Consider the following 26,602-nt stretch of genomic DNA (forward strand, 5'->3'; position numbering starts at 1 on the left):
TTCCCAAGAGCACATTTCTTCCTCTGTATAAGAGCTAACACATTTTTAGAGTGAGATAGAACTATGGGTAAGCCAACCGGCTTCATGGAATTTACGCGAGAACTGGGTGCCGACAGAAAACCGGAACTGCGGATTCTGGACTGGAACGAGTTCCACGATCATCTGACGGACGAAGAACTGGGCAACCAGGGCGCCCGCTGTATGGATTGCGGGATTCCTTTTTGCCACACCGGGAAAACCCTGGCGGGCATGGCATCGGGCTGTCCGATCAACAACCTGATTCCCGAGTGGAATGACCACATTTACAACGGTCGCTGGGAAGAGGCACTGATCAGTCTGCACAAGACGAACAACTTCCCGGAATTCACCGGTCGTGTCTGTCCGGCTCCCTGTGAAGGGGCCTGCGTGCTGGGGATTCATGAGCCTCCGGTGACGATCAAGAACATCGAAAATTCGATCATCGACCATGCTTTCGATAAGGGCCTGGTTCAGCCAAATCCTCCCAAGACACGCACCGGCAAGAAAGTGGCTGTCGTCGGTTCCGGTCCTGCCGGCCTGGCTGCTGCCGCTCAGCTCAACAGTGCCGGTCACAGCGTGACGGTTTACGAACGCGACGACCGCATCGGCGGCCTGTTGATGTACGGCATTCCGAACATGAAGCTGGAAAAATGGATCGTACAGCGACGCGTCGATCTGCTGGCTGACGAAGGGGTCGAATTCATTACCAACACTTCGATCGGCGTGGACATCACCGCCGATCAGCTGATGAAAGACTTCGACGCCGTCGTACTCTGCACCGGTGCGACCAAGCCCCGCGACCTGCCCATTCCGGGCCGGGATCTGAAGGGCGTGCACTTTGCGATGGAATACCTGTCGAAGAACACGAAGAGCCTGCTGGAGTCAGGGCTGGAAAGCAAGCATTACGAGAACTCTCCGGTTGAGGGTTTCATCAACGCCGAAGGCAAGAAAGTCGTCGTGATCGGCGGTGGTGATACCGGGAACGACTGCCTGGGTACCGCGATGCGTCAGAACTGCGAAAGCCTGATCAACCTGGAAATCGTGCCCCAGCCTCCCATGGAGCGGGCTGCGAACAACCCCTGGCCGCAGTGGCCGAAGATCTTCCGCGTGGACTACGGTCACGAAGAAGCAGCCGCTGTGTTCGGCAAAGATCCGCGGATGTTCCAGATGTCGACCCTCGAATTCGTGGGCGACGACAAAGGGAACCTGCGGGCCATCAAAGTCTGCGAAGTCGACTGGTCCAAGCCGGTCGAGAACGGCCCTCCGTTCAGCGTGGTTCCCGGTACGGAACAGGAACTCAAATGCGATCTGGTCTTCCTGGCCCTTGGGTTCTTAGGTCCCGAGCATATCATCAGCGAGCAACTGAGCCTGGAAACCGACGCCCGTTCGAATTTCAAAGCCGAGCACGAGCAGTACACCACGAACATCGAAGGTGTGTTCGCTGCCGGCGACTGCCGACGCGGTCAGAGCCTGATCGTCTGGGCGATCAACGAAGGCCGCGGCGCCGCCCGCGAATGCGATCGCTTCCTGATGGGCGAAACCGAACTGCCGTAACGCGGTGGTTTTGATGTGATAAATAGGAAAGCATCCCTGTCTGCGGGCAGGGATGCTTTTTTATGCGCCGGGTGTTTCGTGAACATGGCCGCTGTTTTTGTGTCAGCATAGAAATGGTAACGGTGTCAAACGACATCTGTGTGCCACTGACCGGCTTGCCCGGCAGTGCGCGAGTTATCCCAGTGCCGATCAGTTTGTGTAGGACGCAGGCCTGTGTGCCCGCCCGACTGGCGAGATTCGATTTGTATTCCGGATGTGACAGGGCCGGATAAAGCTTTTGTAAGGTTAAATGTAAACTCCTTCACTCCAGGGGTAACCTCACAGGGCTACTTCTATCTGTGAGTTTGGGAATCGATGCGGACGATCACGAATTGTTTTCGAGATGAGAGAATTGAAATAGGAAACGTTGATACGATCTGCACTGTCGGACGAGCCGAGCAGTGGCACACGGTGCGTCGATTACGATATCGGATTTCCTGAGATCATTCGAATGTTTTCACAGTCCATTTTCTGCTTGCTGCGCTCGGCCCGAATTGCATTCGGGCCCACCCGGTTCTGTGAGCGGAATGGCGCCAGGTAGCGTTTTTTAATAGTTTTCAGCGTGATTATGAGGTCGACAGCGTTAGCTATGTAAGTATTCACCGTGGCCAAGGGTGTGCTGTTACTCTTGTTTTCAAGACTTCAACAACAGAGAAGCCAAATTAGCCGCAGGGCGTTAGCCCCGGTTGAAACGACTTTGGTATATGCCATTCGAATTAAGAAACACTACCTGGCCACTGGTTATAGTGTCAGCGTCAGCTTTGTTTCCGGCGGCTGGCGCCGTGCCGCTCACGGGGAAGTGTCTATGAATTGCCAGCGGAGGCAACACCTGAAAGATTGTCGCCAGGCGGGAGGACACTTGGGTCCTCCCCTACGTATCGAGGATTATCGTTCATGAATTCACCTGCGTCCGGTTCGTTTCGACTGAAGATTCGGCTGTCTGCCATTGATGAACCGCTTTACGCGGCCTGGCAGCGGTGGTGTGGTGATCTGCCGTTTGTGGAGGTGCAGTACGGTTCGATCTTTGATGTCGCCGCGGATGCGATTGTGAGTCCGGCGAACAGTTTCGGCTTCATGGATGGGGGAATCGACCGGCTCTACCTGGAACGCTTTGGGACGCAACTGCAGGACCGGGTGCAGGCACAGATTCGCACCGACCATGCCGGCGAGTTGCTGGTGGGGGCTGCGACGCTGGTGGAGACCGGTGATGCAGAGATTCCCTGGCTGATTGCCGCTCCCACGATGCGGGTGCCCATGCCGGTAGAGTCGACGATCAATGCCTTCCTGGCGGCGCGGGCGGTGTTCCTGCTGATTCGGGAGGGGGTGATTCCCGCGGGCGACTATGCAGGGCAGCCGGTGCGCGCGCAGGTGAAGACGGTCTCGATCCCCGGACTGGGGACCGGCGTGGGCAGGCTGGATCCGGTGCGGTGTGCGAAGCAGGTCCGCGCTGCGATCGAAGATGTCGTACTGGGGCGGTTTGAGTTTCCCGATAGTACGTCACAGATCCGCAAGCGGCACGATCGGTTGCTGGGAAAGTGACTTCATCCACTGAAGGAGGTTGTGATCAATGAGTCGTTCCAGAAAGAAGTCTCCTTTTATGCCGATCACCACTGCCCGATCGGAAAAAGAAGATAAGATGCTGGCGAACCGGCGGCATCGCAGAATTAATAAGCGGCTGTTGAATCAGACACATGATCAGGATGCTCTGCTTGAATTACGCGTGCTGAGTGATATCTGGGGGTTTGATAAGGATGGTAAAAGGATGGTCGATCCTGATCTGCAAAGGCATCTGTTACGTAAATAGATCTTTTGATTCTGATGCTGACGGGCTGTGGAGGAAGTGAGCGGGATGATTTTCCTGGTGAATCTGTTTTCCCGCTGGTGGCTGATGTAAGATGAGAACTGTGTAAGTATGAAAATTCAAGAATCGTTCTTTTGTGCAGGTTGTAGTGATGGGGACCATTCAAAGTGAACTTGATCGCGGGATTGCACTGTGTGAAGCAGTATGGCGCGATATGTCGCTGTATGAAAAAAATTACCTGGAGGCGATCGAGTGTTTTCACAAGGTCTTGAACCTTGATCCTCTGAATACGGATGCCTTGATTAATCTTGGTGCAGCGTTGTCGGATCTGGGTAATCATCAGGAAGCATTGAAATACTACCATCGAGCTGAAGAGGCTGGCTCTGTCGATCGGAACCTGTTTTATAATATCGGAGTGGCCATGATGAATATCGATCAGTTTACCCGGCAGGAAGCACCGAAGTATTTCCAGCTGGCTGCCGACAAAGAGCCATCGAAAAAGACAAGAGAGGCGTATTTTGACCCGCAGGCACATTGAAAAGCGCGTTTGTCACGATCATTTTTATGAGAAGTATGTCTGGTTAATCTTTCCAGCGTCCAATACCTTGGAATTGAAATAATCGAATGCTCAACCTGCCCATTGCCAGTTATCGGGAGCAAATCAAAGCCTGGCCGCAAAGCGGGAAACATATTTTAGCGCACCATGATGCAGAGACCATCATGGTCTATCAGGCTTACAATCCGACTATTGGAAACTATGCCGCCCGACACGGTTATTTTGGTGGCGAATTCAAATACGCGCGGATGAGCTGGATCAAACCCAATTTCCTGTGGATGATGTATCGCAGTGCCTGGGGAACGGCTCAGGGGCAGGAGGTGGTTCTGGGGATTCGTTTGAGAAGAACGTTTTTTGATGCGCTGCTGGACCAGGCGGTGGCTTCTTCATTTCCCCGCAGGGACAGGCGATTCCAGGATCAATCTGAGTGGCAGCAGGCGGTGCAGCAGTCTGATGTCCGAATTCAATGGGACCCCGATCATGATCCGACAGGGAAGAAATGTGAACGACGCGCGGTTCAACTGGGGCTGAGAGGAGCAGCACTGGAACAATATGGTAAAAAAGAAGTTCTGGAGATCCTCGATATGAGTGAGTTCGTGGCAGCTCAGCGTCCATTTGCAGCGACCTGGGACCAGGGGGAATTACAGATGCCCGTCGAACAGGTTTATGTTCCTGAGGATCCACAGATTGCCCGCCAGGTGGGGATCGATTTGTTCTCTTGAACTTCTACGGGTGACCTCGAATGCAATTCGAGGTTGTCGCAGACAACAGGAAACCAGCAGAGTATGCGTACCAGCAGGGACCTGGTGGCGATTCAATAGAAATCTCATTTTTACATAGATTGCGAACAACTCTGTCAGTTTCCTGCTCGCTACGCTCGGCCCGAATTGCATTCGGGCATACCCATTTTTTATATCTTCGTGTTTGCTGGATGTGAATCTGTCACTATCATCGTAAGTGTATGAAAACAGGATCTGCTTTTGGGAAGCTGGAAAACAGTCAGAATGGAGTGAGCATTGCAGGAACCGACGCCGGAGATGGTGACATTTTATGAACGCCGGACACACGCCCATATTGAGCGGGTGCGGCGGAATCTGTCTCTGCTGGCGACGGAGTGGGACTGCGGGGCCGAACTTGTGGCGCGGGGCGAAGTGCATGATGCGTCCAAGTTTAGTTCTGAGGAACGGGTCCCCTATATCTGGCTGACCGAATATCATCGCTGCCGCTGGCGGAACATTCCCTTTACTTATCCGGACGGGATGGAAGCACGGGTGAAGGCGGCGATCCGGCATCATCTTACGACCAACCGGCACCATCCCGAATTCCACGCCGATCCGAATGAGATGACCGATGTTGATTTGATCGAGATGGTGTGTGACTGGACGGCGATGTCAGAAGAGTTCGGCCAGGACGGCGGCAGTGCGCGGGGCTGGGCCATGAAAACGATCGGCGACCGTGTTGCCTTTGATGACCAGAAGACGCGGTTTGTGTTTGAGGTGATCGAGCAGTTGGACCGGTTGCGGGGCGAGGAATTATGATATGATGATGCCGGGTGTTGCTTCATTCAATCGAGGAGGCTGATCACGATGGTAGGCCTGCTTCCTGCCTGGATATTTCTCTGTGCCATCTGTGGGACAATCGTTGGCATTTGGTGTGGCAATATCAAGCAGGGAATTCTCTGGGCGACGATTGTGGGGTGGACTCCAGTGGGTTTACTCTATGCCGTTGCAATCTGGCATAAGCTGAATGTGGGGGACCTGCCCGGGTGCTGTTGTGGATGTAAGAAAAATCGTTGTCTGGAATATATGCGGACGGATGCAGGGCCACCGGTTCAGGATGAATTCGAGTGTCGGAGTTGTGGGAGACGCTATCGGTCTCGGGAAAAAATGTTTTATGAGATCGACGCTGATGGAAATGAGACTCCTTATGCAAAACAGTGTGGACTGTTGCCGTGGAAGTATTTCGATGATGAAACGTATGTTTGACCGATTTTGATTTTTATAAATGCGGTTGGAGACAATCAGGACGAGAGTCGAACCTGGCAGGCGGGTGTGGTTTCTTTTGAGATTGCTCCATTCTCTGTAAAGCGTGTCACTGTTACTGTTTGCTGGCCTGTTCGAGTTTGGGAACGAGGTCTGAACGGCGGTGGATCTGTTTTCTGCTTGAGATCGTCGCGTGCGGAGAGCGATAATAGGGGACCTGTCTGAATGTTCTCGTTTCTGCGTCCCCTGTCTGAATGAGGTAAGCTCATGAGAGCCGCATCGATTCTGGTTGTGATCCTGGTGTGGGCCGGTTGTTTTACTGAGAGCGCACTGAGTGCCGCAGAAGAACCGGTTGAAGCAGCGACGGTGTTGGCTGCTGCCGATGATGAGCCTGATACAGCAGAAGCGAAAAAGGAGCAGCCGGCAGAGGAGAAGAAATCAGAGGAGAAGCAAGCGACGCTCAAGCCGCTCACGCCGAAGCAATTGTAGGAACTGCTGCAGCAGCGGGTGAAAGGCAGCATCGGTTATTCGTTCCGTCAGTTTGCCAATATGTTTCTGGTCTCCAGCAGACTGCAGTTAGGGACGGGGGTCGGGCTGATGACGCCTGATCAGGAAATTGCGAAGATTCCGCTGCTCTCACCTTTCCCGGCTTCCTACCGGCCGACATTGCGAGAGTTTCTCGATTCGATCGCGCTGCAGACATACTCGAAATGGAAATATGATCCGAGCAGTCGTTATTTCAAGAGTGAAATCGATCACAAGGGGCCGTTCGAGGGGCTGGCGATTTTTGAATTCACCAAAACCAAACGCGAAAAGCCGTTTGAGGTGAAGCTGGCCAAAGGCTGGAAAGCGAATGACGAAGGGACATGGGTGATGTATGTGCCACCCAGCTTTCGCGTGGGGATGGACATCTATGAGATGGGCACCTATTCCTCAGACAAGACGCCGACTGACCCGAAATTTTTCGACAAAATACGACAGGATGTCTCGCTGGAATGGGCACAGAAGATGAATCCGAAAGCAACGCTCAAGGATCTGCAGATCAAGCCGGTAGGGAAGTTCCAGGCGCTGTACTTTGAAGCGATGATTCCTTCGATCTTCAAAAAAGATGTGAAGTGGCGTCAGTGGGTCTTCATGGACGGGAACCAGTGTTATTTCATCGTCAGCACGATTCTGCCCGAGTTAGAAGACAAGATTTATCCCGATGTCGAACAGATGCTGAAGTCGTTTAAGGTGAAGAAAAAGTAAGCCGGGGCGGGATCGAACCTGATGTCCGGGGCTGTGTCTCTGCTGACGGACAAATTCAGTTAGCTTGAGATACAGAACCGGAACCGACGATGGCATTTACTCTGGAGCAGGTGGTCCCCTGGGGGCGTTCGTTTGAGGAATATCGGGCGATGTTTGACCTGGGCGCAGTGGAACTCGGGCAACGGATTCTGGGCTGCGGGGACGGGCCGGCCAGTTTTAACGCGACACTGACCCGGCAGGGAGGCGAGGTAGTATCGGTCGATCCGCTGTACGCGTTCTCTGTAGAGGAAATCAGTCAGCGGATTGAGGAGACGTTCGAGACCGTGTTACAGCAGACGCGGGAGAACGCGGGCGAGTTTGTCTGGGAGCAGATGCGATCGGTCGAGGAGCTGGGAGAGATCCGCAGGGCGGCGATGCAGGAATTCCTGGCCGACTATCCGGCGGGGAAGGAATGCGGTCGTTACCAGGAGGCGGCGCTACCCGCACTGCTGTTTGAGGAGCAGACATTTGATCTGGCGCTCTGCTCGCACTTTCTGTTTCTGTACAGCGCGCACTTTGACCTGGAGTTTCATCTGGCTGCGTTGCGAGAACTTTGCCGGGTGGTCCGTGAGGTGCGTGTGTTTCCATTACTCGAACTGGGATCGACGCCGTCCCGGCATCGGGACCCGGTCGTGGCACAACTGTCTGCGGAGGGATATGATGTGCAGATCAGGCGTGTGCCTTATGAATTTCAGAAACAGGGAAATGAAATGCTGGTCGTTTCGCTTCCTTAATTTGAACGGCAGGTCCTTCAGATTTTTCATGACCGGTTGTGAACCGTGGTGCGGTTACCGGTTGCACGCGGAACGGGGAGCAACGATGATTGGATGAGCAGGCAGAGAGAGTCCCGTTGCGTTCTAATTTTTGCGCAGAACAGCCGCTTGGATCATTTCAATCAGAGAGGAGCGATGCCGGTGGAAACCATCGTCTGTATTCCGATGCCGTTAAAAGGGCCGGGAGAATTCAGGAGGAAGCTTGTGGAAGTGTCCGGCCTGAAGTATCTGTATGCTGCTGACATGTTGATGTCAGCAGAGCCTTCTTTTTCATCACGAGGTGAGTTTTACGAACGTGACGAGCAGATATCGCTGGCTTTTCAACTGGGAGGACAGGGAACCATCACCGGAGAGGACGTCGCGGAACTGGACACGCATCAGAGTGTGTTGTATCTGATCTGGTCGCAGACGGGCCTGGATGAACTGTACCGGCTGCATGCTTTGATCAATGTCTGTCTGGATTGTGGCGGGCTGGGAGTCAAATTCGAAAATTCGGGTGTCGCGCATTCTGCACGGGAGTGGCGGGCGAAAAACTTTGCGGAGAATACGCTGGACCTGCTGCAGTCGCATGTGATGCTGGTGGGAAGTGAGACGCATTTTTACAGCACCGGCATGCATATCTTCGGTCTGCCTGACGCGGCGGTACCCACAACCGTTGATAACCGTGAGGCCGGTTATCTGCTGACAGAGTTCAATCATTACCAGATGTGTGAATCTCCCGAATTTGAAGACGGGCATACGTTTTCGACGAGTGCCGATGCGCCTTATTATCGCATCTTCAGAAAAGACGACTGGATCAATGCGGACGAGGAATGTTTTGAGAACCCCTTTGGCAGGTATCTGCTGGAACCGGTTGCGTCGACGTCTTAAGTATACAGAATCGTTTTGATTTCATGAGTAAGACCACAACCGCACCTCCGCGCATTCCTGTTCTGACGTGGAAGATCTCGGTGGTGACCGGGGCAGGGGCGTTCATGGCAATGCTGGATTCCACGGTGGCGAATCTGGCGATTGAATCGATCCGCTCCGATCTGCAGTCGACGCTGACGCTGGTGCAGTGGGTGGCAACCGGCTATCTGTGTGCCCTGGCGGTCTCGCTGCCGACTGTGGGCTGGCTGGGAAAACGCTTTGGTTACGGTCGCACATGGGGCGGGAGCCTGATTGCATTCGTGATCACTTCAGCGCTGTGTGCACTGGCCCCGGAACCGATCAGCCTGATTGTCGCGCGGGTGCTGCAGGGGCTGGCGGGGGGCATCATGGTTCCTGCCGGTCAGGCGATTATCGGCTCAACGGCCGGGAAAAAGGAACTGGGACGCATCATGGGTCTCCTGGGGCTGGTGATTGCGATGGGACCTGCGATCGGTCCCGCGGTGGGGGGCGTGCTGCTCGAAGAAGCTTCGTGGCGGTGGCTGTTCTGGATCAATGTGCCGCTGGGAATCATCACACTCCTGGCGGCCCGCAGGCTGGTGCCGGGGGGGCGGATGGACCGGAGTCAGCGGCTGGATAGCCGGGGATTTCTGCTGATCAGCCTCGGCCTGCCGCTGCTGTTGTACGGGAGTACCGAGACCGGTGTTTCCGGGGGAACGGTGTTGACGTTCGGTGCGATGTTCGTGGGGCTGGTACTGTGGATGGCGTTTACGCTGCATGCGTTTCGTGTGCCCGCTCCGCTGATCGACCTGCGCCTGCTGCGGAACAAAACCTTCACGACCGCCACACTGACGACCGGGCTGACCGGGGCGAACATGTATGGGGCGCTGCTGTTGCTGCCCCTCTATTTTCAGCATGAAATGCAGCTGAGTCTGACGCGGACGGGGCTGCTCCTGCTGGTGATGGGACTGGCCAGTGCGCTGGCGCTGCCAGTGGGCGGGACGCTGACGGACCGCTTTAGCGCGGGAAAGGTTTCGCTGGGGGGCGCGGTACTGCTGTTCTGTTCGAGTCTGCCCTTTCTGCATTCCCAGATTCTGTCACCGCCGGTATTGTTGATTGCCCTGGCGATGCGGGGCGCGGGTCTGGCGCTGGCGCAGATGCCCGCGATGACAGCGGCCTACACGGCGGTGACTGCGGAACAGATGGGGGATGCGGCGACGCTGGTGAATATCACGCAGCGGATCGGCGGTGCCGTGGGAGCAATCTGTATTGTGATCATGTTGCAGCAGATGGGAAATCAGATGAATTTGAGCCCGCATGTCTGGGCGAGTGTTGTATTATCGGTGATCTCGTTGCTGGTGGTGATTGTGGCAGTGCAGTTGAATCGGCGGACGCGGGAGCAGTTCAAGTAACAGGAACGAAGGTGATAGAAATGAATCATGTTGTCTTACTGGGAGATTCCATTCTGGATAACGGGGCCTACGTGGCAGGCGGATCGCCGGTGATCGAATTGCTGCGCGCCCGTCTCCCGCGAGAATGGCGGGCGAGTATACTCGCCACAGACGGTTCGTTCTTGAACAATGTCTCCCGGCAGCTCCACGATGTACCCGGTGATGCGACTCATCTGATCGTCAGTGCCGGGGGGAATGATGCCCTCGAATATACGCCGATGGTGAATTCACCTAATCCCGATTCCGAGGAACTGCTCGCGGAATTTGTCGGAGCCCAGTATCTGTTCCGAAATCATTATCAGAGTATGCTGGAAGCTTTGGCTAAAGTGCAGCTCCCTGTAGTGACTTGCACCATTTATGATGCGGTACCCGGACTGAATCCGATCGAGAAGATGGCATTGTCACTGTTTAATGATGTGATTGTGCGGGAAGCGGCGCGGGTTCGCGTGCCCGTACTCGATTTACGACTGGTCTGTACCGAGAGTGTGGACTATGCCGAGATTTCGCCGATTGAGCCCTCAGAGAAGGGAGGCGCGAAGATTGCCCGGGCTCTGCAACAGATTCTGCTGGGGCATGACTTCTCACGCGGCGAGACGGTCATTTATGGTTAATCGGTGACAATGGAATCGTTCTGAGCGCGGAGGAAGTTCTGATGGATGAAACGGAACCGGAAACCGGAATCCGAATTTGATTGACCTCAGTTTGCTGAAAGGGTAAGATCTGCATCCGTAAATTTGTTCACATGCAGGAGGTGGATATGACAGAGCAGACTCAAAGCAGATCCTGGTTACTATGGGGCGGCATATTTGCTGGGATTATGTTGTTCGTTCTGGTGGTGGGTGGCGTGGTGCTGGCGGCGTTAAATGGTGGTTCCAGCAGCGGTACGCTGCCCAGCGGTCGTTCGGTGACGACGCACTCCGACAGCTGGAATTTAGAGTCTCGCTATGAAAAAGATACGGTGTCCATTAAAACGGCGGGATTCAAAATTCAGGTCACCCCCGGTCGAGTGGACGTGGATGGCCAGCGAGTCGCTTATCTTGATACCGCGGCAAAGAACGTGGCAGTGGACGTGAAATCGGGGGAGATTACCGTTCACGCAGACGGCAAATGGGTCGTCACTGTTCGACGCTGACAGGTCTGGAGAGACCTGATCGGTGGGATCGAGTTGATTCCCTGCTTTCTCCAGGTGCAGGTCTCGGCGGCAAAAAAAAGTTGCAAATCCGGTCAATTCTGTCATGATAGTCAGACAGTTATCCGCCCTGCTTCAGTCGCACTCCCGTTCTCGAAACGGGGGTGTCCGGCGTGAAGCGTATCCAGTTGAAAGAGCAGTACAGTGACTCCTGCGCCTCAAGTCATGACCTCCGCTTCTGGTGACTACACCCGGAACCTCTGGCTGGTACCGGGGCCGCAGGACAGCGTGCATCCGCTCTGTCTGTTTCTGGACGCCGAACATTATCTGCGCGATATGGACTGTCTGCCGATCCTCAGCAAGCTGATGACCACAGGCCAGATCCCCGCGATGACGCTCGCGTTTGTGGCCCATGTCAGTAGTGAAGACCGCCAGCGGGATTACCTCTGTGATCCGCGTTATACGGAGTATCTGGCAGAAGAGGTGGTTCCCTGGGTGCGTGCCCGGACCAATGTCCGGGAAACCGGGAACCTGATCTGTGGCCTGAGCCTGAGCGGGCTGGCGGCGGCACATCTCACGTTTCAGTATCCCGGGCTGTTTGCCCAGGCGCTGTGCCAGTCCGGTTCATTCTGGTGGCTGGCCCAGCAGGATCCGGATCTGCCTCTGAATCACACGCGGTTCTGGCTGAGTGTCGGCGATCAGGAAACTGAGACCGAGGTGACGCATCCCCCGTCGGGGCTGTACCAGGAGATCTCGCAGATTGAAGGGGTCGAATGGGCAGCCGCACGGTTTCAGGATCAGGGGGCGACGGTGATGTATCAGCAGTACAAGGGGGGGCATGCGATTGCTCCCTGGCGGGCCGAGCTGACGCCGGCACTGACCTGGCTGCTGTCGTCGGAGCCGGTGGATAACGGCGTTCATTCGCAGGAGATTTCCTGAAGTGCGAGGTCGCATCCCTGAAACAGTCGCTGGATCAAAATGACACGAGAACAGACAGCCCGGTACATTGAAGAGATGCTCGCTTTTTTTATGCAGCATTGCGAGGATAAAGGTACGCTGTCAGAGCTGTTCCTGATGAGTCGCGATGCGGAGACCTGGAACCAGGGGCATGAACTGCATGGTCGGATTCGCGAGAAGCGACAGAATGCGGAACGCAGCGGGAATCGCCAGGGGCAGTCGCAGTACACGTTTGAAGAATACTGTGCAAAGACGTTTTATAACCTCTCCGATGCGATGGTGCCGTTTGCGGAAGAGACGCCGTTCTGGATCATCCCGCAGGGATTTCGCCTGGCCCGCCTGCTGGGCGTGGACGATCCGTATGAGTTTACCTCGCTGCTGAGCCACGACCATGAACTGGGAACGAAGTTCATGTGAGAGAATTCCGCTGGGCCTGTGAATTGAGTACAGGAGAGGCGAGTTTCGATCGTAGGGGCCGCCCTGTGTGGCGGCCCGCGGTATCGACGTCGTTTTATGGTGACGAGTGAAAGCGATATCTGGTCCCATCAGATGTGTAATTCATCCAGGTCATCGCCAGGCGGGCGGGCACACAGGCGCCGCCCCTACGGTTAAATATGTAGCGATTTCTGTTTCTGAATGCAGCGTGTTCTCTTTCCGTTTCCTGTTGTCTGCGACAACCCCGAATTTCATTCGAGGGCACCCATTCTTTTCGTCGTCAAGAGAGTCGTTCGCCGGTTTTCGCGTTATTTTCTTGCTTTGACGGCGCAATCGTGTCACGATTGGTTCACTGTTGGCGACACTTGTTGATTTCACTGTTCCTGGTTCAGAGAAAGCGAGGGTGATTGCGATGGGGCTTGAAGAAAACATTGCGTTGAGTCAGGGGAATGATCCAGAGATGCTGGCCGCGACGAAACAGGCGCGGAAGACGTTCAAGTATTTCTGGCGTGAGCTGTCGTGGGAGCGGCGGCGGATTATTCCGGGGCTGGATTTCGCTGCGGTGAAAATAGGGTTCTCCGATGCGGATATGGGCCCCGACGATCCCGAAGCCGAACACATGTGGGTGAGCGATATCGAATGTAACGGCCGGGAGATCAGGGGGATCCTGAATAACGACCCCGAGTGGGTGACCAGTGTCAAAGCCGGGGATCCGATCTGTGAGCCGATGTCGGCGCTGTCGGACTGGATCTATGCCATCAATGGACGCGCCTATGGCGGATTCACCGTCAACCTGATCCGCGGGCGGATGCCAGCCAGCGAGAGACGGGCGCACGACCAGGCGTGGGGCATGGAGTTCGGCGATCCGGAAGCGATCGAAGTGGTGTATGTGCCGACTGAGCCGGTCGGTTTCCTGGGACGCCTGTTTGGCAAGCAGCCCGTGATCGACCCGGAAGAACGCAAGCAGAACATGATCGAGCATCCGATGTGTGTCAACATGGAAGAGTCGCTGAGAGAGGCGTTGCAGCAATCGAAGGAGATGCTGACGGCGACCGATGACGAGGGCTGGACGATGCTGCACCGCGACGCATTGGCGGGAAACGCGACTGTTGTTAAACTGCTGCTGGAGCATGGTGCCGATCCGACATTGAAAACGCCGGAAGGCGATACGCCTTACACTCTGGCCAAACGCTTTGGCTGGAAACATGTGATGAAACTGCTGCCGAACTGAAGGAGCGCCGATGGGAGCCGCGTTATTTGTCGTACTGGAACGGGAACTGGAGGGCGTCGATTCCTCCATGGATGGGAAGGCGCTCTCCCGCGCGATCGAGGCGCTGGACCAGGTGGCACGAGAGCAGGGCGTGCGTCCGCTGTCTGAGTTTTTCAGTATTGATCCGGACGAGGCAGCCGCGTTCCTGGAAGATGAAGGCGCAGACCCGGACGAGATGGAACTGCCCGAGCTCCGTCAGTTTTCTGCAGAAGAGGGATTGACGACCGTACGGGCCTTAATGCTGCAACCCGCGGGGCAGGCGGAGGGGGTGCTGGAAGATTTACTGGAATGCCAGCGGCTGTTGAGCCAGGCGGCGGAGGCAGGGATCGGCTGGCATTTTGAAGTGGATTATTAGCGTTGTGCACTGCCTGATCCCAAAGAGTTGAAAGTGAATGACTGAGCGGAGCGAGCAGGAAATTGTCAGGGTTGATTGCCAATATCGGGAAAACTAACCTATCTATTGAATCTTCATAGATCGCTCGTGCTTTCTGGATCGTCCGCAAGCTCTATCATTTTCCTGTTGTCTGCGCCAACCCCGAATTTCATTCGGGGGCACCCTCTGTAAAGTACGAATCTGATTTACAGTTGATCGAATCTCTTTGACTGGGTGAAAGTGCAGCCCCGGAAGCAGAAATAAGTTCTCATGACTGATATTACTCTGGATCTGAATGAATACCGCATCAATCTGCGGGTGGCGGCGATTGTGCGTCGGGAAGACGAGGTGCTGTTGTGCCGCCCGGTCGATCGGGACTGGTGGTATCTGCCGGGGGGACGGATTAAGGTCAATGAAGATTCGCTGACCGCGGTGCATCGGGAGCTGATCGAAGAGATCGGGCCGGGGTTTGAAGTACTGCGTCCGGTGATTGCGGCGGAGAACTTCTTCGAACTGGAAGGTCAGAACTTTCACGAACTGAGTACCTATTACGAGGTCGCCTGGCACGGTGACGCGCTGGCGGGAACAGAAGAGAACGACCTGGAAATCTTCGAATGGTGTTCGCTGTCTGATTTGACTGATCTGCCGCTTAAACCGGATTTTGTCAAACCGCGAATTCTGGAACCCCGCACCGAACTGGAGTTGATTGTGCACCGGGAAAATGGGTGACGCTTTGACTTCCGGTGATGACGCCTGCACTCCCCCGTCGGATCTCCGTCAGCGGGTCTTTGTGTATCTCACCTGTGAAGGCGCGCTGCTGGTGTTTGATCATGTCGCGGTGCCGAAAGCGGGAACGCAGATTCCGGGAGGGACCATCGAAGCGGGCGAAGATCCCGCACAGGCAGCACTGCGGGAAGCCCGGGAGGAGACGGGGCTGGACGGTTTTTCGAAGCCCACGCTGATCGCCCGTCAGACCATTGATCTGGAACCATTCGGAAAACCGGAAATCATTGATGCATGGTATTACCATGTGCAGTATGATGGGGTGCGGACAGATCGCTGGCAACAGTGGGAAGAGACGCCCGGGGACGGGAGTTTGCAGCCGATTCTGTTCGAATTGTACTGGCTTCCGCTGGATCAGGAGATTGAGCTGCACGGTGCCGACGGCTGGTTTCTGGAACAGGTGCGGAAAATCTGTAGTGGCAATAATGAGATAAATTGATTTTCCAAGTGATTGTAGAGGGAATCTGAATCGTGGGCATGCATATTGGTTTGATTGCAGCAAAATCTTCTGTTGCTGAGTTTCTGAAAGCTTTTTCGCAGGTGTTTCCTCACCTGGAGATCGTGGATGCAGCGGGTGATTTTCCTGATACTGATTCCATCTGGGAATGGAAAGACACGCACGAGGAGTTTGTCTCCGCCAGTGCCTGGCGCAAAGACAATCCTGGTAAAACCGTCTATCTTCTCTGGCAGGATGGTCCCTGGACGCTGCTGTTTGATCCCACATACGTTCTGCCAGCTTCTGACAAAGAATTGGCTGTGTTGAGCAACGAGATGGGGCCGGTTCTCTCTTTCGTTGTCGAAACTGCAGGTGGATGTGCCTGTTTCTGGTGTTTTGAAAAGGGAGAGTTGCGCCGCGAGGTGATCAATAATAATACCGAAATGCAGCAGCAGGGAGCGCCACTCCCTGAAGAGGCCGGTATTGATATGGATCAGTATTATATGGATGAAACGGAAGCCCTTTGGTCTGCATTTGGGATTTCTGTTTATGAAAGCATGTCGTCCCCGGAAGGTTGTCAGGCGATCTGTGTCGTCGACCATACGGATTACAGTAATCTGTAAAGGTGAGTCCATTTTTTTAATCCTGGGAAATGTGCGTATGCAGCATGAAGCCAAACCGATTTCGACGCGGAGCGGACTGATACTGCTGATGCTGGCGGTTGTCATTCCAGCAGTGCTCTGGCTGCAGGTGCGGCTGCCGTTGTTGATGGCAACGCTCATCGTGCCCCTGATTCTGATGACCGTCTGGCGGGAGACCGGTTTTTGCCTGGGGCTGCTCCTGTTCTGGGGAACATTGATTGTATGGGGACGCATGAGTGTGCAGCCGGGACAGGTCGATAACATACTGCCGGGGCTGACAATGGGCCTGGGCTGGGTGCCTTATCTGGTGTTCTACGGACCGGTTTTTCTGCTCCTGAAATCAAACACACGGTACCGGGCGAAGTGGGAAAGTCCCACTGAGTCTGACCTCTGAATCAACAAAGGTGTTGTATGGCTACTCGTTATATTCTCGCATTGGTGATGGCGCTCGCTGTGATGATGGGGCTGCAGATGTCAGGTGCCTTTCGTATTGCAGGGATTATTTATCGCGAGTGGTCTCTGAAACACGTTGAGCGCGGTGATGTGGAGGCACTCAAATGGAGTCGGGAGTATCTCGATTCCGATGAGATACAAATCCGCGCCGCGGCGGCATCGAGTGTCGGAAGGATTGGTCAGGCAGATCAGGAGACACTGGCCGACTTGATCGACAAACTCAATACGGACGTTCCCCAGGTGGCCAGCTCGGCTGCCTGGTCACTCGGACATGTCGAACTCATAGAAACTGAGGGCGATCGTACCGCGTACCAGGCGGACGTCGTGGCGGCGCTGGTGCGTGCACTTTCACATCAGGATAGTGAAGTTCGGCGGTATGCAGCTTACGCACTTTCCAATTATGGTATGCGGGGAATTGACGCCAGCCCGGCAATACCGGCCCTGGTGGCGAATCTGAAAGATCAAAGGATGGGATATATGGCAGCACGGGCGCTGGGTGACATGGGGGCCAGAGAGTCAGCCGCTGACATCGCTGCTTTGCTGGAGGGGGCTCCCTGGCATTTTCAACAGGAAGCCGCTGTCGCACTTTCAAAACTGCAGCCATTATCTCCCGAGATTCAGACACAGTTGGAGTCATTGATGAAGGAAAATAAGGAAGTACGAGAGGCGGTGGAGTATTCACTCCAGATTAACCAGCATGTCAGCCGGTAGCAGCTGATAAAAAATGAGAAAGAGCTCACTTAAATTTGAATCGAAATGAAGAACGTACCCAATATCAGGATTGAATCCTATTTCGCCCTCGACGTTGATCTGGCCGCTCATTTTCGGGAGTGGCCGGAGTTTGTCTCCGGGAGTGGCTATCAGGTGGAACTCAAGTCGGAAGCGGGAGATTCCGTCTCGATCAGCCAGCAGAGGGAGAACGAGACCGGGAATGCCTTTGTGCTGTTGACAGCCAGTGGGGAGACGCGTCTCTTTCAGCGGGCACTGGGACTGGCGGTAAGCCTGTTACTGGCGGGCAGCGATCAACTTGTGATCCACCGTTCGGGCCTGATCTGAGAAGGGTGTCATTCCGGATGACTCAGGTACCACCCGGAGCTGCTTTCGGCTTCCTCTGGTGCCATTCAAGGGAACTGTTTCTCTGTCAGTTTCCTGTTCGCTGCGCTCACCCCGAATTGCATTCGGGGAAACCCCCTTTCTTTTTTATCGTCGTGCGAGCGACGAACGTGTGTCATCGACAGATGGCGTGTCTTTCTATATGGAATTTCAAAAGGAGTCATCGATGGATATGGGACTGAAACTGGACCTGGAGTATCTGGGATTACGCGACGAAAAGCCGGTGTTTCGTCTGGCGTTTTATTCCAGTAGTGAGCGGCTGCTGTTGCCTTATCCGGAGGTGACGGGGCTGCAGTTCATGGATGAGAGCGGGGAACTGTTAGATCAGTGGAGAGCGGGATATCTGGTGATCGCCCCAGGAGATGAATTTGTGCTGCGGGAGGGAGACCGGATTGCCTTTGACTTGACGGTGCCCCTGGACAGCCAACCGACGTCGGAGCAGATCTGGACGCTCAAGTTACCTCCAGGTCGCTTGAGGGTGCGCTATGTCTACGAGGTGAATGCTGATAAGGAACGCTACGATTTCCTGGCGAAACGTTCCCGGTTTGCAGCGATTACGAAATTCTGGGGTGGCCGGGTGGAGTCGCCGTCGATTGATTTCGAACGCTGAGGTCGGGGGTGACAGAGCTTCAGAGGGAGATCGGGCAGATAACTTAATTTCACTACTTTAATTTTCCAAATTGGAATTGTATGATAACGGCATGAGCCGGGCCGGATCTGGCGTGAGTGATCCGGTGGCCGGCGTGTGTCTTTATGATCAGAGTGAAAAACCATGGCATCACCATCACAGTCCCTGTCCCAGGAGCGGCTGACTGCGGAAGAACTGGAAAAATTCGAGCAGGACGGCTATCTGATTTTTCGAAATCTCTGTCCCGAATCGCTGCGGCAGGAGATGCTGGCGGCGACGAAAGAGGGGCTGGCGCAGGTGCAGGAGCCAGTCGAGTATGAGGCCGATGTCGAGTATCCCGGTTCGCCCGCGTCGCGGCAGGTGATTGGCGGGGAGACCGTGCGACGGCTGAAACAGGCCCACAGCCGGGGGATGAGCTTTACCGAACTGGTGAACCACCCGGCGATTGTGAACAAGCTGGCCCCACTGCTGGGAGACGACTATGTGATGCCGCTGGCACACCATAACTGCATCATGACCAAGCAGCCCCAGTTCAGCAGCGATACGCTGTGGCACCAGGATATCCGTTTCTGGTCGTTCGAGCGAAAAGAGCTGATCAGCGTCTGGGTGGCACTGGGCGACGAGAACCTGGAGAACGGTTGCCTGAAAGTGATTCCGGGTACGCATCGGATGGAGTTCACACCCGACCGGCTGGACGAGCGGATCTTTCTCCGTCCGGATCTGCCGGAGAATGAGGCATTGATCGAGACCGGTGTGGCGGCAGAGCTGCATCCCGGAGATGTGCTGTTTTTCCACTGCCGGACGTTCCATGCGGCGACGCGGAACTTTACGGATCAGCCCAAGTTCTCAGCCGTGTTTACGTTTCGTCCGGCCGATAATCCGCCGGTTCCGGGATCACGGTCGGCAGCGCTGCCGGAGATGATTATTCATACGCCGCGTTGAGGTGTTGTTGATGATCTACTGCAGGATGTACCAGGTGATCTGATCTGTTGCTCTCATTTTCACCGTTGGGCAAGCCAACGGTGCCACCCGCTGGCAATCCCGGATTGCATCCGGGATTTTAGTGCTTTCTGATGTGCTTTTCTCTGCTCTTAAAGCACAGTTGGGCAAGCCAACTGTGGCACCCAACGCGGGTAACGATTCTGTGTAAGTTAAATAAATCTTGATGCGGACAACCGTTAGGTTGTTTAATGCAGGTGCTAACCAAATTGCACTCATGCCAAGAAAGGACTCTTGGAATGCCGCATCAAGATACCGAGCATCTTCGCATAAATATTCAGTCAATGAAAGCGATTTTTGACAGGCTGATTCCCTGCGAAACGTCTTCCCTGGTACGTCACGGCAATGCCTCTCTGGATCCGGGCTGGTTGGCTGCGGTTGCCATTCTCTGCATGGGCTGGACTGCCAAAGGAACACTTGGCGAAAGGGTAAAAACGGCCTACACGGTTGCCGGTGAGCTCTTTCAGGTTTCGACGACAGTGACACGACAAGGGCTGATGAAAGCTCTGGCGAACTACGGACAGCCATTGGTGGATCTGGTGATTCAACATCTTTCCTCAAAACTGGGACAATGGAAGGGCTATCGAACCACAGCAGGCAAAGTCACTCTGGCCGTGGATGCCACCAAGTTCTCTGCGCCTCGCTCAGCAGCCAATCAGCGTGAATTTGCACCAGGGATCCATCATAGAAGGTCGGCGAAATACCGCAAAAAAGCCGATGAATCCAAGGCGTTAACCGTTCAACTGTTAACGACCGTGCTCTGGCATCTGGGCAGTGGGTTACCGTTTCGCTGGTGTATTCAGGGGGCAGCTGGCAGTGAGCGAATTGCGGCCCGGGAAATGCTGGAATCCCTTCCAGAAAATGTCCGACTGGTTGGGGATGCGCAATATACAGGTGCTCCGCTGTGGTCAGCCATCATGGAGTCAGGGCATTCTTTCCTGTTTCGTGTTGGTTCGAACGTAACCCTGTTAAAATCACTTGGTCAGTTGAAAATTCGTGATGGCTTCGTCTATTACTGGCCCGACTCTATGCAGCGTCGAGACCAAAGCCCGCTGGTCCTGCGTCTGTTCCAGATCCATAATGGCAGGAACAAGATCTACCTGGTGAGCAACGAATTAGAAATGACCGATGCATGTGCCTGTAAATTATATCGTCAAAGATGGGGGATTGAGGTTTTCTTCCGCTCAGTAAAACAATCCTGTGAACGCAGCAAGCTATGTTGCCAGACGCCTGTAAATGTCATCACAGAATTAAACTGGACTCTGATCGGAATCTGGGTTGCGTTATTTGTCGGAAAAGACATGTTGCATAAGCAGGGAACGAATCTCAAAAAACTCAGTCCGATCAAAGTGATTCGTGTGTTTTCTCAGGCTGTCACGATAATTGCCTGCCATGCTCAGCAATGGGCGCCATTAACCGACCTGCTTTCGCAATCCGTGCTCGCCGAAGAAAAACGGCCGAATAACAGAAAAGCAAGCCGGGGACATCCGTGTAAGAAAAGGAAACGGCAATGCGGAAAACCAACTATCATTCAGGCAACAACGGATCAAAAAAAACTGGCGAAAATCTATCTTGAATAAAAGTCGTTACCCGCGTTGTGTGGCACCCCAGGCGTATCCGGTGCGTTTTTTTGTGGCCCCTGTGGCGTTGGTACTGGATTGAACCTCGTTCGGCGGGCAGGCAGGCCTGCCCCCTGCATTTTCTGGTGAGGTGCGCTGATTCTGGTCTGTCAGTTTTCTCTGCGACCTCTTGTTCGCTGCGCTTACCCCGGATTGCATCCGGGGTTACCCTGCCTTTTCACTAGTGCGTGACGTGCACTGGTTGAATTTCTCTGGACTGGCTGGTGCCGATGTGTAGGATTTCTCTTTGTGTTTAAACGGCCGGCACGCTACGCGGTTTACTACCACGAAAAGCACGAAAGACACGAAATATTCTGCTGGTACAGGTTGTCAGTGATGCTGGTTATGTGCCTCTCCGGGAAATGATCATGGATGGATTATTCTGTAACTGCTGTTCATTGCGATTTCTGTCGGGCATGTTTTCGTTGCCTCGGGATGTGTTTCATTCTGATGAAGGGCGCAGGGGTCAAGCAGAATTTGTGCTCTGAGTTTACTGTGAGTTGTCTTGAGTTTCTTGTGAGTTTGCTCCGATTTGCTCTGAAAGTGCTCCGAAATGATTTGAAAATGTACGAGACATCTTTAACCGATTCATTCTGTTCTGGTGAAAAACTGGAAAAATCGACGGCGATTCAGGTGTTTCTGAGTCACTTGTTCGTCGTGTTTCCGTGCTCGCATCGTCCGCCTCGCGCGCGAAGCACAATTGCAACAATTTACGATTCGGGGAGGGTGGATCAAGTCCAGTTTATTCAGTAGCAGGTTGGTATTTTGAGGTGGGATATGTTTATGCAAGCAGCACTGTCGGGCGAGTCGACAGTGAAACACCGGGAGTTAGTGAGAGGTGGGGAGAATGATGGAGGCGTTCGTGTGTTTATTCCGTCAGTTTGCTGCGCGCTGTGCTCGGCTCGAATTTTATTCTGGCTTACCCGATTGGATTTTGTACGGGGGTGAGATGTGTTTCCAATGGAAGATTCCTCGAGTCGAATATCACCAGGCGGGCGGGCACATGGGCCCGCGCCCTACGGAATGGGTTGGTGGGCTGGTTCAGGTTTGTGGGGTTGAGCTGCGACCTCTTGTTCGCTGTGCTCACCCCGGATTGCATCCGGGGTTACCCGGTGCGTATTTTTTGTGGCCCCTGTGGCGTTGGTTCTGGATTGAACCTCGTTCGGCGGGCAGGCACGCAGGCCTGCACCCTGCATTTTCTGGTGAGGTGCGCTGATTCTGGTCTGTCTGTTTTCTCTGGGACTTCCTGCTTGCCGCGCTTGGCCCGAATTGCATTCGGGGTTACTCATTTCTGCTCGAAGAGAGCTGATGAGGTTATTTGGTATGGGAGGTGTCGAGTTCGGGCTGGGGTTTGGTTTCCAGGAACTGGGCGGCGCCGAGGTACTTGCCCCAGGAGCCGAAGTAGCCGCGATAGAGCATGATCAGGTAGGCGGGGACGATGATCGGGCGGATGATGAAGGTGTCGAGCAGGACGCCGAATGCGAGGGCAAAGCCGAGCTGCTGCATGCCGACCAGTGTGCCTGCCATCAGGGAGGAAAATGTGCCTGCCATGATAATCCCGCAGCTGGAGATGATGCCGCCGGTACTCTTGAGAGCGGAGATGACGCCTTCAACCGGATCGAGGCGTTTCTGTTCTTCGTCGATGCGGGTGATGAGATAGATATTATAGTCTTCGCCGACCGCAATCAGGATCGTGAACAGGAACATGGGGACTTTCCAGTCGAGCCCGGCGAAGTTTTGCGGGTCGAGTGCCCAGAAGACGGCGAAGGTGATACCCAGCGTGACCAGGTAACTGAAAAAGACGCTGACGATGAGGTAGGCAGAAATCGCGGGGCGTTTGAGCAAAATCACGAGGATGACAAACACGCTGACCAGTACAAGGACATCGATGCGGGCCTGGTCCTGATCGGTGACGTTTTTGAGGTCACTGATGCTGGCGGTAGCGCCGATGTAGTAGAGATCGGTTTTGCCTTTCAGTTCATCGGGCAGTGCTTTATTGACGGCCTTTTTCACGCGTTCGAGCTGCATCATGCTGTCATGCGAGAAGGGATCTTTTTCGAGGATCAGATCCATGCGGGTGACATGATGTTCGAGTTCGGGTTCGGAACTGACGTAATAATTTTTAATCAACTTGATGCGGCTGAGCGCACCGATTTTCTTCAAGCCGGTCAGGTTTTTGGCTTTTTCCATTTCGTCAGCAGCGCCGATACCAAACGGCTTGGTCATGTTGCGGATATCCGCGATGCCGAGCTCTTCCTTCTGCTTCAGCAGGTCAGCGGTGAGATGTTCGATGGCGTCGCGGCCTTCGGAATCGGAGAAGTTGATCTCCGGGTTCTCAAACAGCAGCGTCAGGGGGCCGGTGGCACCCGCGGGGTAGTGCCCCTGAACGGCTTTGGTGCCGACGACACTGGGATCTTCGCTGGGCAGTTCCGAGAGCAGCCCGTAGCTCAAATTGCCATAACAGGCCAGGCTGATCAAAGCGAAGGGGAACAGAACCAGGAAGGTGGAGAGCCAGATTTTTCCGGGATTTTTGAGCAGTGCCTGCGAGACGGTTTCCCAGAGGGAGCCGGCCCAGTTGCGCTGCATCAGGCGGGCCATCACACTGGAGGGGGTGAGCCAGCCGGCGGAGATGGCGACGCGTTCGTTGAAGGTTTGCGGCCAGTAGGCGAAGCGTCCCGCCAGGCAGAGCAGGGCGGGGGAGAGTGTCAGGGAGGCCATCAGTACGAAGGAGAGGCTGAGTGCCATGGCGACGCCGGCCTGCTGAAACTTGCCGAACTGGGCGAAGACCATCATGCCGATCCCGCACATCGTGGTTCCGGCACTGGCAGCCAGGGCCGCGCCGACGGTGGCGATCGAGTTGGAAATGGCTTCTTTAAAGGTGCATTCTTTTTCGAGTTCTTCGCGGTGACGGGCAATCATGAACAGGCAGTAATCGACGCCGGCTCCGTAGAGGATCACGGTGACGTAGACCTCAATGCCGGAGAAGAGCCCGACCCAGCCCCAGTCGCCGAGGATCGCCAGTACCGAAAGGGCGATCTTGACAGAGACGAAGACGGTAAACAGCGGAATCAGTGCCAGAATGGGAGCACGATAGATAATGACCAGCAGCAGGATGACCAGCAGGACGGTCCAGAGTTCGGTCGCTTCGGCGCTCTGATTGGCGGCCCGGATCATGTCGCGTCCGACGGTGGCGATTCCGCTCAGCGAAATATCCAGGCCCGGCTCGATGGACTGTTTGAACTCTTCATCGTTCTGAATCAGGTTCTCGATGCTCTCTACGGTTTTGCCGTTACTCTGGTCGAGAAACTCGGTCGAGAGTTCGACGATCACCAGCGAAGCTTTGTTGTCTTCGCTCTGCAACAGGTCGCCGATCGATTTATCAGTATAGGTGCGGATACGCGAGATGTTGGATGTCGTCGTCTGGGAGTTGTTATCTTTGCGCTCTGTGGCAAAGCCACCCTGTTCTTCGGCAATTTCTTCCAGCCGGGGTTTCAGTTTCTCTTCGATGAATTTGAGGTCAGCCGGTCGGAGTCCCTGATCGCCATGTTCGCGGCGGACTACGAGCACGATGCTGCTGGCGAGCAGGTCATCGGGGAAGGCGCGCTTAAACAGTTTTTCTCCCTGCAGGCTGGGAGAATCGGCGGGCATGAAAGCAAATTCCCCGTTTTGAACTACACTGGACCACTCAGGCGCAACGTAGGAGACTCCGGCCAAAACCAGGATCCAAATGACAAGAAAGACTTGCCAGTAGCGGACGACAGTATTACCCAGGACTCGAAACATAGGGACTGCTAACAAGGAGCTGAAGAGAAGGCGTAAACTCAGCCGGACAGCAACTGCGCTGTATCTGCTGAGTTTTTGAAACTGAAACCCGAGAGGTAAGGTATCTACAGTAACTTACCGGGCTTTGTGGCGTCAATCTTCACACATTCCGGTAGCCGTTTGCAAGTCCAAGGGGGGTTTGAATTGTGGTCAGAGTCTGAAAACTGAGTTTATGTTCATTTTTCAGCGTGTCCTGAAAAAATCATTTTGTATCTGTGAGTGAATCTGGCATAATGAGGCTGACCGGAATTCACTTCATATCAATCACTTCCGATCGTTCTGAAAAGTGCAAAGGATCTTCTCATGCTTCGTAATCCGCGCCGTTTCTCAGGTTTCTGTCTTCTACTGTTTCTAGCTCTGGTCTGTCTTACGTCGCGGCCTGCCTCGGCCCAGACGATTGGCCGTTGTGGTGAGGGCTGGCTGGAGAAGGTGGACGGCTATCTGGTGCTGCATCTGAAAGGGACCCATTATGAAATGGGGTACCAGCAGGGGGTGCTGCTGAAGGAACATATTCGTAAGAACATGTATAACCTGTTGAATGAGAAGGGGGAGACCACGCTGGTAGATTTCGGTCTGGTGAAGCTCAAACCGCGCCAGGCGATTGAAACGGTGATTCAGATTCAGAAGCCTTACACGCCTCAGAAGTATGTTGATGAAATGCGGGGTCTGGCCGCGGGAGCGGAGATTGCCTACGAAGATGTGCGGGCGACGAATTTCATTCCCGAGATGTTTCACTGCAGCGGGTTTTCGATTGCGAACTCCGCGACCAAAGATGGCACACTCTTTCATGGTCGCGTGCTGGACTATGCCTGCGACTGGGGTCTGCAGGATCATGCGGTGCTGGTGGTGGCGGAACCGGAAGGGGGCATCCCTTTCGTGAATGTGACCTATGCCGGTTTCATCGGTTCGGTGACCGGGATGAATATGCAGTCGGTTTCCATCGGCGAAATGGGAGGCCGTGGCCTGGGACACTGGGCCGGTGTGCCGATGGCGTTCCTCGTACGTGAGGTGCTGGAGACTGCCAAAGATCTGGACGAAGCGATTGCCGTCTTTAAGGATAACTATCGGACTTGCGAATATTATTACGTGATCGCCGACGGCAAAACGAATCGGTCGGTTGGAATGGCGACCAGCTGGGAAAAGCTGCAACTGATTGAGCCGGGGGAATTTCATCCTCTATTGCCGAACCCCGTCAAAGATGCAGCCCTGCTGTCCGCCGGGGATCGCTACCAGGAACTTTCCAAACGGGTAAAAGACGGGTATGGCAAGTTCACGGCTGAGTCTGCAATTGAGTTGATGAGCCGTCCGGTGGCGATGAAGTCGAATCTGCATAACGTGCTGTTTGAGCCGAAGTCGACGAAGCTGTGGGTGGCGAATGCCAGCAGTGACGGGAAGCCGGCTGCGAACCAGAAATATTTCAGCTTTCAGCTGTCCGAGCTGCTGAAGCGGAAGCCGGATGCCAATTCGCCAGAGCATCCGATGCCGGCCCGACAGGAAGTTTCGCAGAAAGCAAAATAGGATCAGGGGAACGTTTCGCAGTTCCTGATGTTTAGCTTTCCTGTTTCGTGTCTTTACGTATGATTCGCTTTCGTTGCATCTGATGATTGCGTGTGAAT

The 26,602-nt window shown here is 54.6% G+C and carries 28 protein-coding genes; 27 read left to right on the forward strand and 1 reads right to left on the reverse strand.

Going from position 1 to position 26,602, the window contains the following annotated elements; all coding sequences use genetic code 11:
* The first annotated feature begins 63 nt into the window (after positions 1-63).
* From Enr10x_RS04690 to Enr10x_RS04815, 26 genes are all read left to right on the forward strand, one after another.
* The gene (locus Enr10x_RS04690) at positions 64-1,572 is read left to right on the forward strand and encodes a glutamate synthase subunit beta (RefSeq protein WP_145448283.1); all 1,509 of its coding nucleotides are present in this window, start codon (positions 64-66) and stop codon (positions 1,570-1,572) included.
* Positions 1,573-2,505: 933 nt separating this feature from the next.
* Positions 2,506-3,150: a macro domain-containing protein gene (locus tag Enr10x_RS04695; protein ID WP_145104476.1), complete on the forward strand. Its 645-nt coding sequence runs from the start codon at positions 2,506-2,508 to the stop codon at positions 3,148-3,150.
* 28 nt (positions 3,151-3,178) lie between these two features.
* Entirely contained in the window at positions 3,179-3,415 is a 237-nt protein-coding gene (locus tag Enr10x_RS04700; protein ID WP_145104478.1) for a hypothetical protein, read from the forward strand.
* A gap of 148 nt (positions 3,416-3,563) precedes the next feature.
* Complete coding sequence (locus Enr10x_RS04705; protein WP_145104480.1) at positions 3,564-3,950, forward strand: tetratricopeptide repeat protein; 387 nt, start codon at positions 3,564-3,566, stop codon at positions 3,948-3,950.
* Between the two features lie 86 nt (positions 3,951-4,036).
* Positions 4,037-4,690, forward strand: a complete 654-nt coding sequence (locus tag Enr10x_RS04710) for a DUF4291 domain-containing protein (RefSeq protein ID WP_145104482.1) — start codon at positions 4,037-4,039, stop codon at positions 4,688-4,690.
* Between the two features lie 294 nt (positions 4,691-4,984).
* The gene (locus Enr10x_RS04715; protein ID WP_232093234.1) at positions 4,985-5,506 is read left to right on the forward strand and encodes a DUF5662 family protein; all 522 of its coding nucleotides are present in this window, start codon (positions 4,985-4,987) and stop codon (positions 5,504-5,506) included.
* A gap of 711 nt (positions 5,507-6,217) precedes the next feature.
* On the forward strand, positions 6,218-6,439 hold the full coding sequence (locus tag Enr10x_RS04720; protein WP_145448285.1) for a hypothetical protein: 222 nt from the start codon (positions 6,218-6,220) through the stop codon (positions 6,437-6,439).
* Between the two features lie 18 nt (positions 6,440-6,457).
* Entirely contained in the window at positions 6,458-7,198 is a 741-nt protein-coding gene (locus Enr10x_RS04725; protein WP_145448286.1) for a hypothetical protein, read from the forward strand.
* Between the two features lie 89 nt (positions 7,199-7,287).
* Positions 7,288-7,971: a class I SAM-dependent methyltransferase gene (locus Enr10x_RS04730; protein WP_145448287.1), complete on the forward strand. Its 684-nt coding sequence runs from the start codon at positions 7,288-7,290 to the stop codon at positions 7,969-7,971.
* A gap of 147 nt (positions 7,972-8,118) precedes the next feature.
* Positions 8,119-8,880 (forward strand): DUF4261 domain-containing protein, encoded by a 762-nt coding sequence (locus Enr10x_RS04735; protein WP_145104486.1) that lies wholly within the window; start codon positions 8,119-8,121, stop codon positions 8,878-8,880.
* Positions 8,881-8,903: 23 nt separating this feature from the next.
* On the forward strand, positions 8,904-10,289 hold the full coding sequence (locus Enr10x_RS04740; RefSeq protein WP_145104489.1) for a DHA2 family efflux MFS transporter permease subunit: 1,386 nt from the start codon (positions 8,904-8,906) through the stop codon (positions 10,287-10,289).
* A gap of 20 nt (positions 10,290-10,309) precedes the next feature.
* A complete protein-coding gene (locus tag Enr10x_RS04745; RefSeq protein WP_145104491.1) occupies positions 10,310-10,939 on the forward strand; it encodes an SGNH/GDSL hydrolase family protein in 630 nt (209 codons plus the stop codon).
* Positions 10,940-11,145: 206 nt separating this feature from the next.
* Entirely contained in the window at positions 11,146-11,460 is a 315-nt protein-coding gene (locus Enr10x_RS04750; RefSeq protein ID WP_145104493.1) for a hypothetical protein, read from the forward strand.
* A gap of 201 nt (positions 11,461-11,661) precedes the next feature.
* Complete coding sequence (locus Enr10x_RS04755) at positions 11,662-12,396, forward strand: alpha/beta hydrolase (protein ID WP_145104495.1); 735 nt, start codon at positions 11,662-11,664, stop codon at positions 12,394-12,396.
* A 39-nt stretch (positions 12,397-12,435) separates the two neighbouring features.
* On the forward strand, positions 12,436-12,831 hold the full coding sequence (locus Enr10x_RS04760; protein ID WP_145104497.1) for a hypothetical protein: 396 nt from the start codon (positions 12,436-12,438) through the stop codon (positions 12,829-12,831).
* Between the two features lie 430 nt (positions 12,832-13,261).
* Entirely contained in the window at positions 13,262-14,080 is an 819-nt protein-coding gene (locus Enr10x_RS04765; protein WP_145448288.1) for a DUF2314 domain-containing protein, read from the forward strand.
* A gap of 10 nt (positions 14,081-14,090) precedes the next feature.
* A complete protein-coding gene (locus tag Enr10x_RS04770; protein ID WP_145448289.1) occupies positions 14,091-14,474 on the forward strand; it encodes a hypothetical protein in 384 nt (127 codons plus the stop codon).
* Positions 14,475-14,762: 288 nt separating this feature from the next.
* The gene (locus Enr10x_RS04775) at positions 14,763-15,221 is read left to right on the forward strand and encodes an NUDIX hydrolase (RefSeq protein WP_145448290.1); all 459 of its coding nucleotides are present in this window, start codon (positions 14,763-14,765) and stop codon (positions 15,219-15,221) included.
* A complete protein-coding gene (locus Enr10x_RS04780) occupies positions 15,214-15,714 on the forward strand; it encodes an NUDIX hydrolase (RefSeq protein ID WP_145448291.1) in 501 nt (166 codons plus the stop codon). Before Enr10x_RS04775 ends, Enr10x_RS04780 begins: the two co-directional genes overlap by 8 nt.
* Positions 15,715-15,746: 32 nt before the next feature.
* Positions 15,747-16,334: a hypothetical protein gene (locus Enr10x_RS04785; RefSeq protein WP_145448292.1), complete on the forward strand. Its 588-nt coding sequence runs from the start codon at positions 15,747-15,749 to the stop codon at positions 16,332-16,334.
* 37 nt (positions 16,335-16,371) lie between these two features.
* Positions 16,372-16,746 (forward strand): ABC transporter ATP-binding protein, encoded by a 375-nt coding sequence (locus Enr10x_RS04790; RefSeq protein WP_145448293.1) that lies wholly within the window; start codon positions 16,372-16,374, stop codon positions 16,744-16,746.
* A 17-nt stretch (positions 16,747-16,763) separates the two neighbouring features.
* Complete coding sequence (locus Enr10x_RS04795; protein ID WP_145448294.1) at positions 16,764-17,516, forward strand: HEAT repeat domain-containing protein; 753 nt, start codon at positions 16,764-16,766, stop codon at positions 17,514-17,516.
* Positions 17,517-17,561: 45 nt separating this feature from the next.
* Complete coding sequence (locus tag Enr10x_RS04800) at positions 17,562-17,861, forward strand: hypothetical protein (protein ID WP_145448295.1); 300 nt, start codon at positions 17,562-17,564, stop codon at positions 17,859-17,861.
* A 223-nt stretch (positions 17,862-18,084) separates the two neighbouring features.
* Positions 18,085-18,528: a hypothetical protein gene (locus tag Enr10x_RS04805; protein ID WP_145448296.1), complete on the forward strand. Its 444-nt coding sequence runs from the start codon at positions 18,085-18,087 to the stop codon at positions 18,526-18,528.
* A gap of 162 nt (positions 18,529-18,690) precedes the next feature.
* Complete coding sequence (locus Enr10x_RS04810; RefSeq protein WP_145448297.1) at positions 18,691-19,488, forward strand: phytanoyl-CoA dioxygenase family protein; 798 nt, start codon at positions 18,691-18,693, stop codon at positions 19,486-19,488.
* 296 nt (positions 19,489-19,784) lie between these two features.
* Complete coding sequence (locus Enr10x_RS04815) at positions 19,785-21,125, forward strand: transposase (protein ID WP_197997309.1); 1,341 nt, start codon at positions 19,785-19,787, stop codon at positions 21,123-21,125.
* 1,353 nt (positions 21,126-22,478) lie between these two features.
* Here Enr10x_RS04815 and Enr10x_RS04820 read toward each other — a convergent pair.
* Positions 22,479-24,812 (reverse strand): MMPL family transporter, encoded by a 2,334-nt coding sequence (locus tag Enr10x_RS04820; RefSeq protein ID WP_145448298.1) that lies wholly within the window; start codon positions 24,810-24,812, stop codon positions 22,479-22,481.
* A 477-nt stretch (positions 24,813-25,289) separates the two neighbouring features.
* Here Enr10x_RS04820 and Enr10x_RS04825 point away from each other — a divergent pair, with 477 nt between their 5' ends.
* Positions 25,290-26,504: a C45 family autoproteolytic acyltransferase/hydolase gene (locus tag Enr10x_RS04825; protein WP_145448299.1), complete on the forward strand. Its 1,215-nt coding sequence runs from the start codon at positions 25,290-25,292 to the stop codon at positions 26,502-26,504.
* The last annotated feature ends 98 nt before the right edge of the window (positions 26,505-26,602 follow it).

Source organism: Gimesia panareensis, from assembly GCF_007748155.1.
GTDB lineage: Bacteria > Planctomycetota > Planctomycetia > Planctomycetales > Planctomycetaceae > Gimesia > Gimesia panareensis.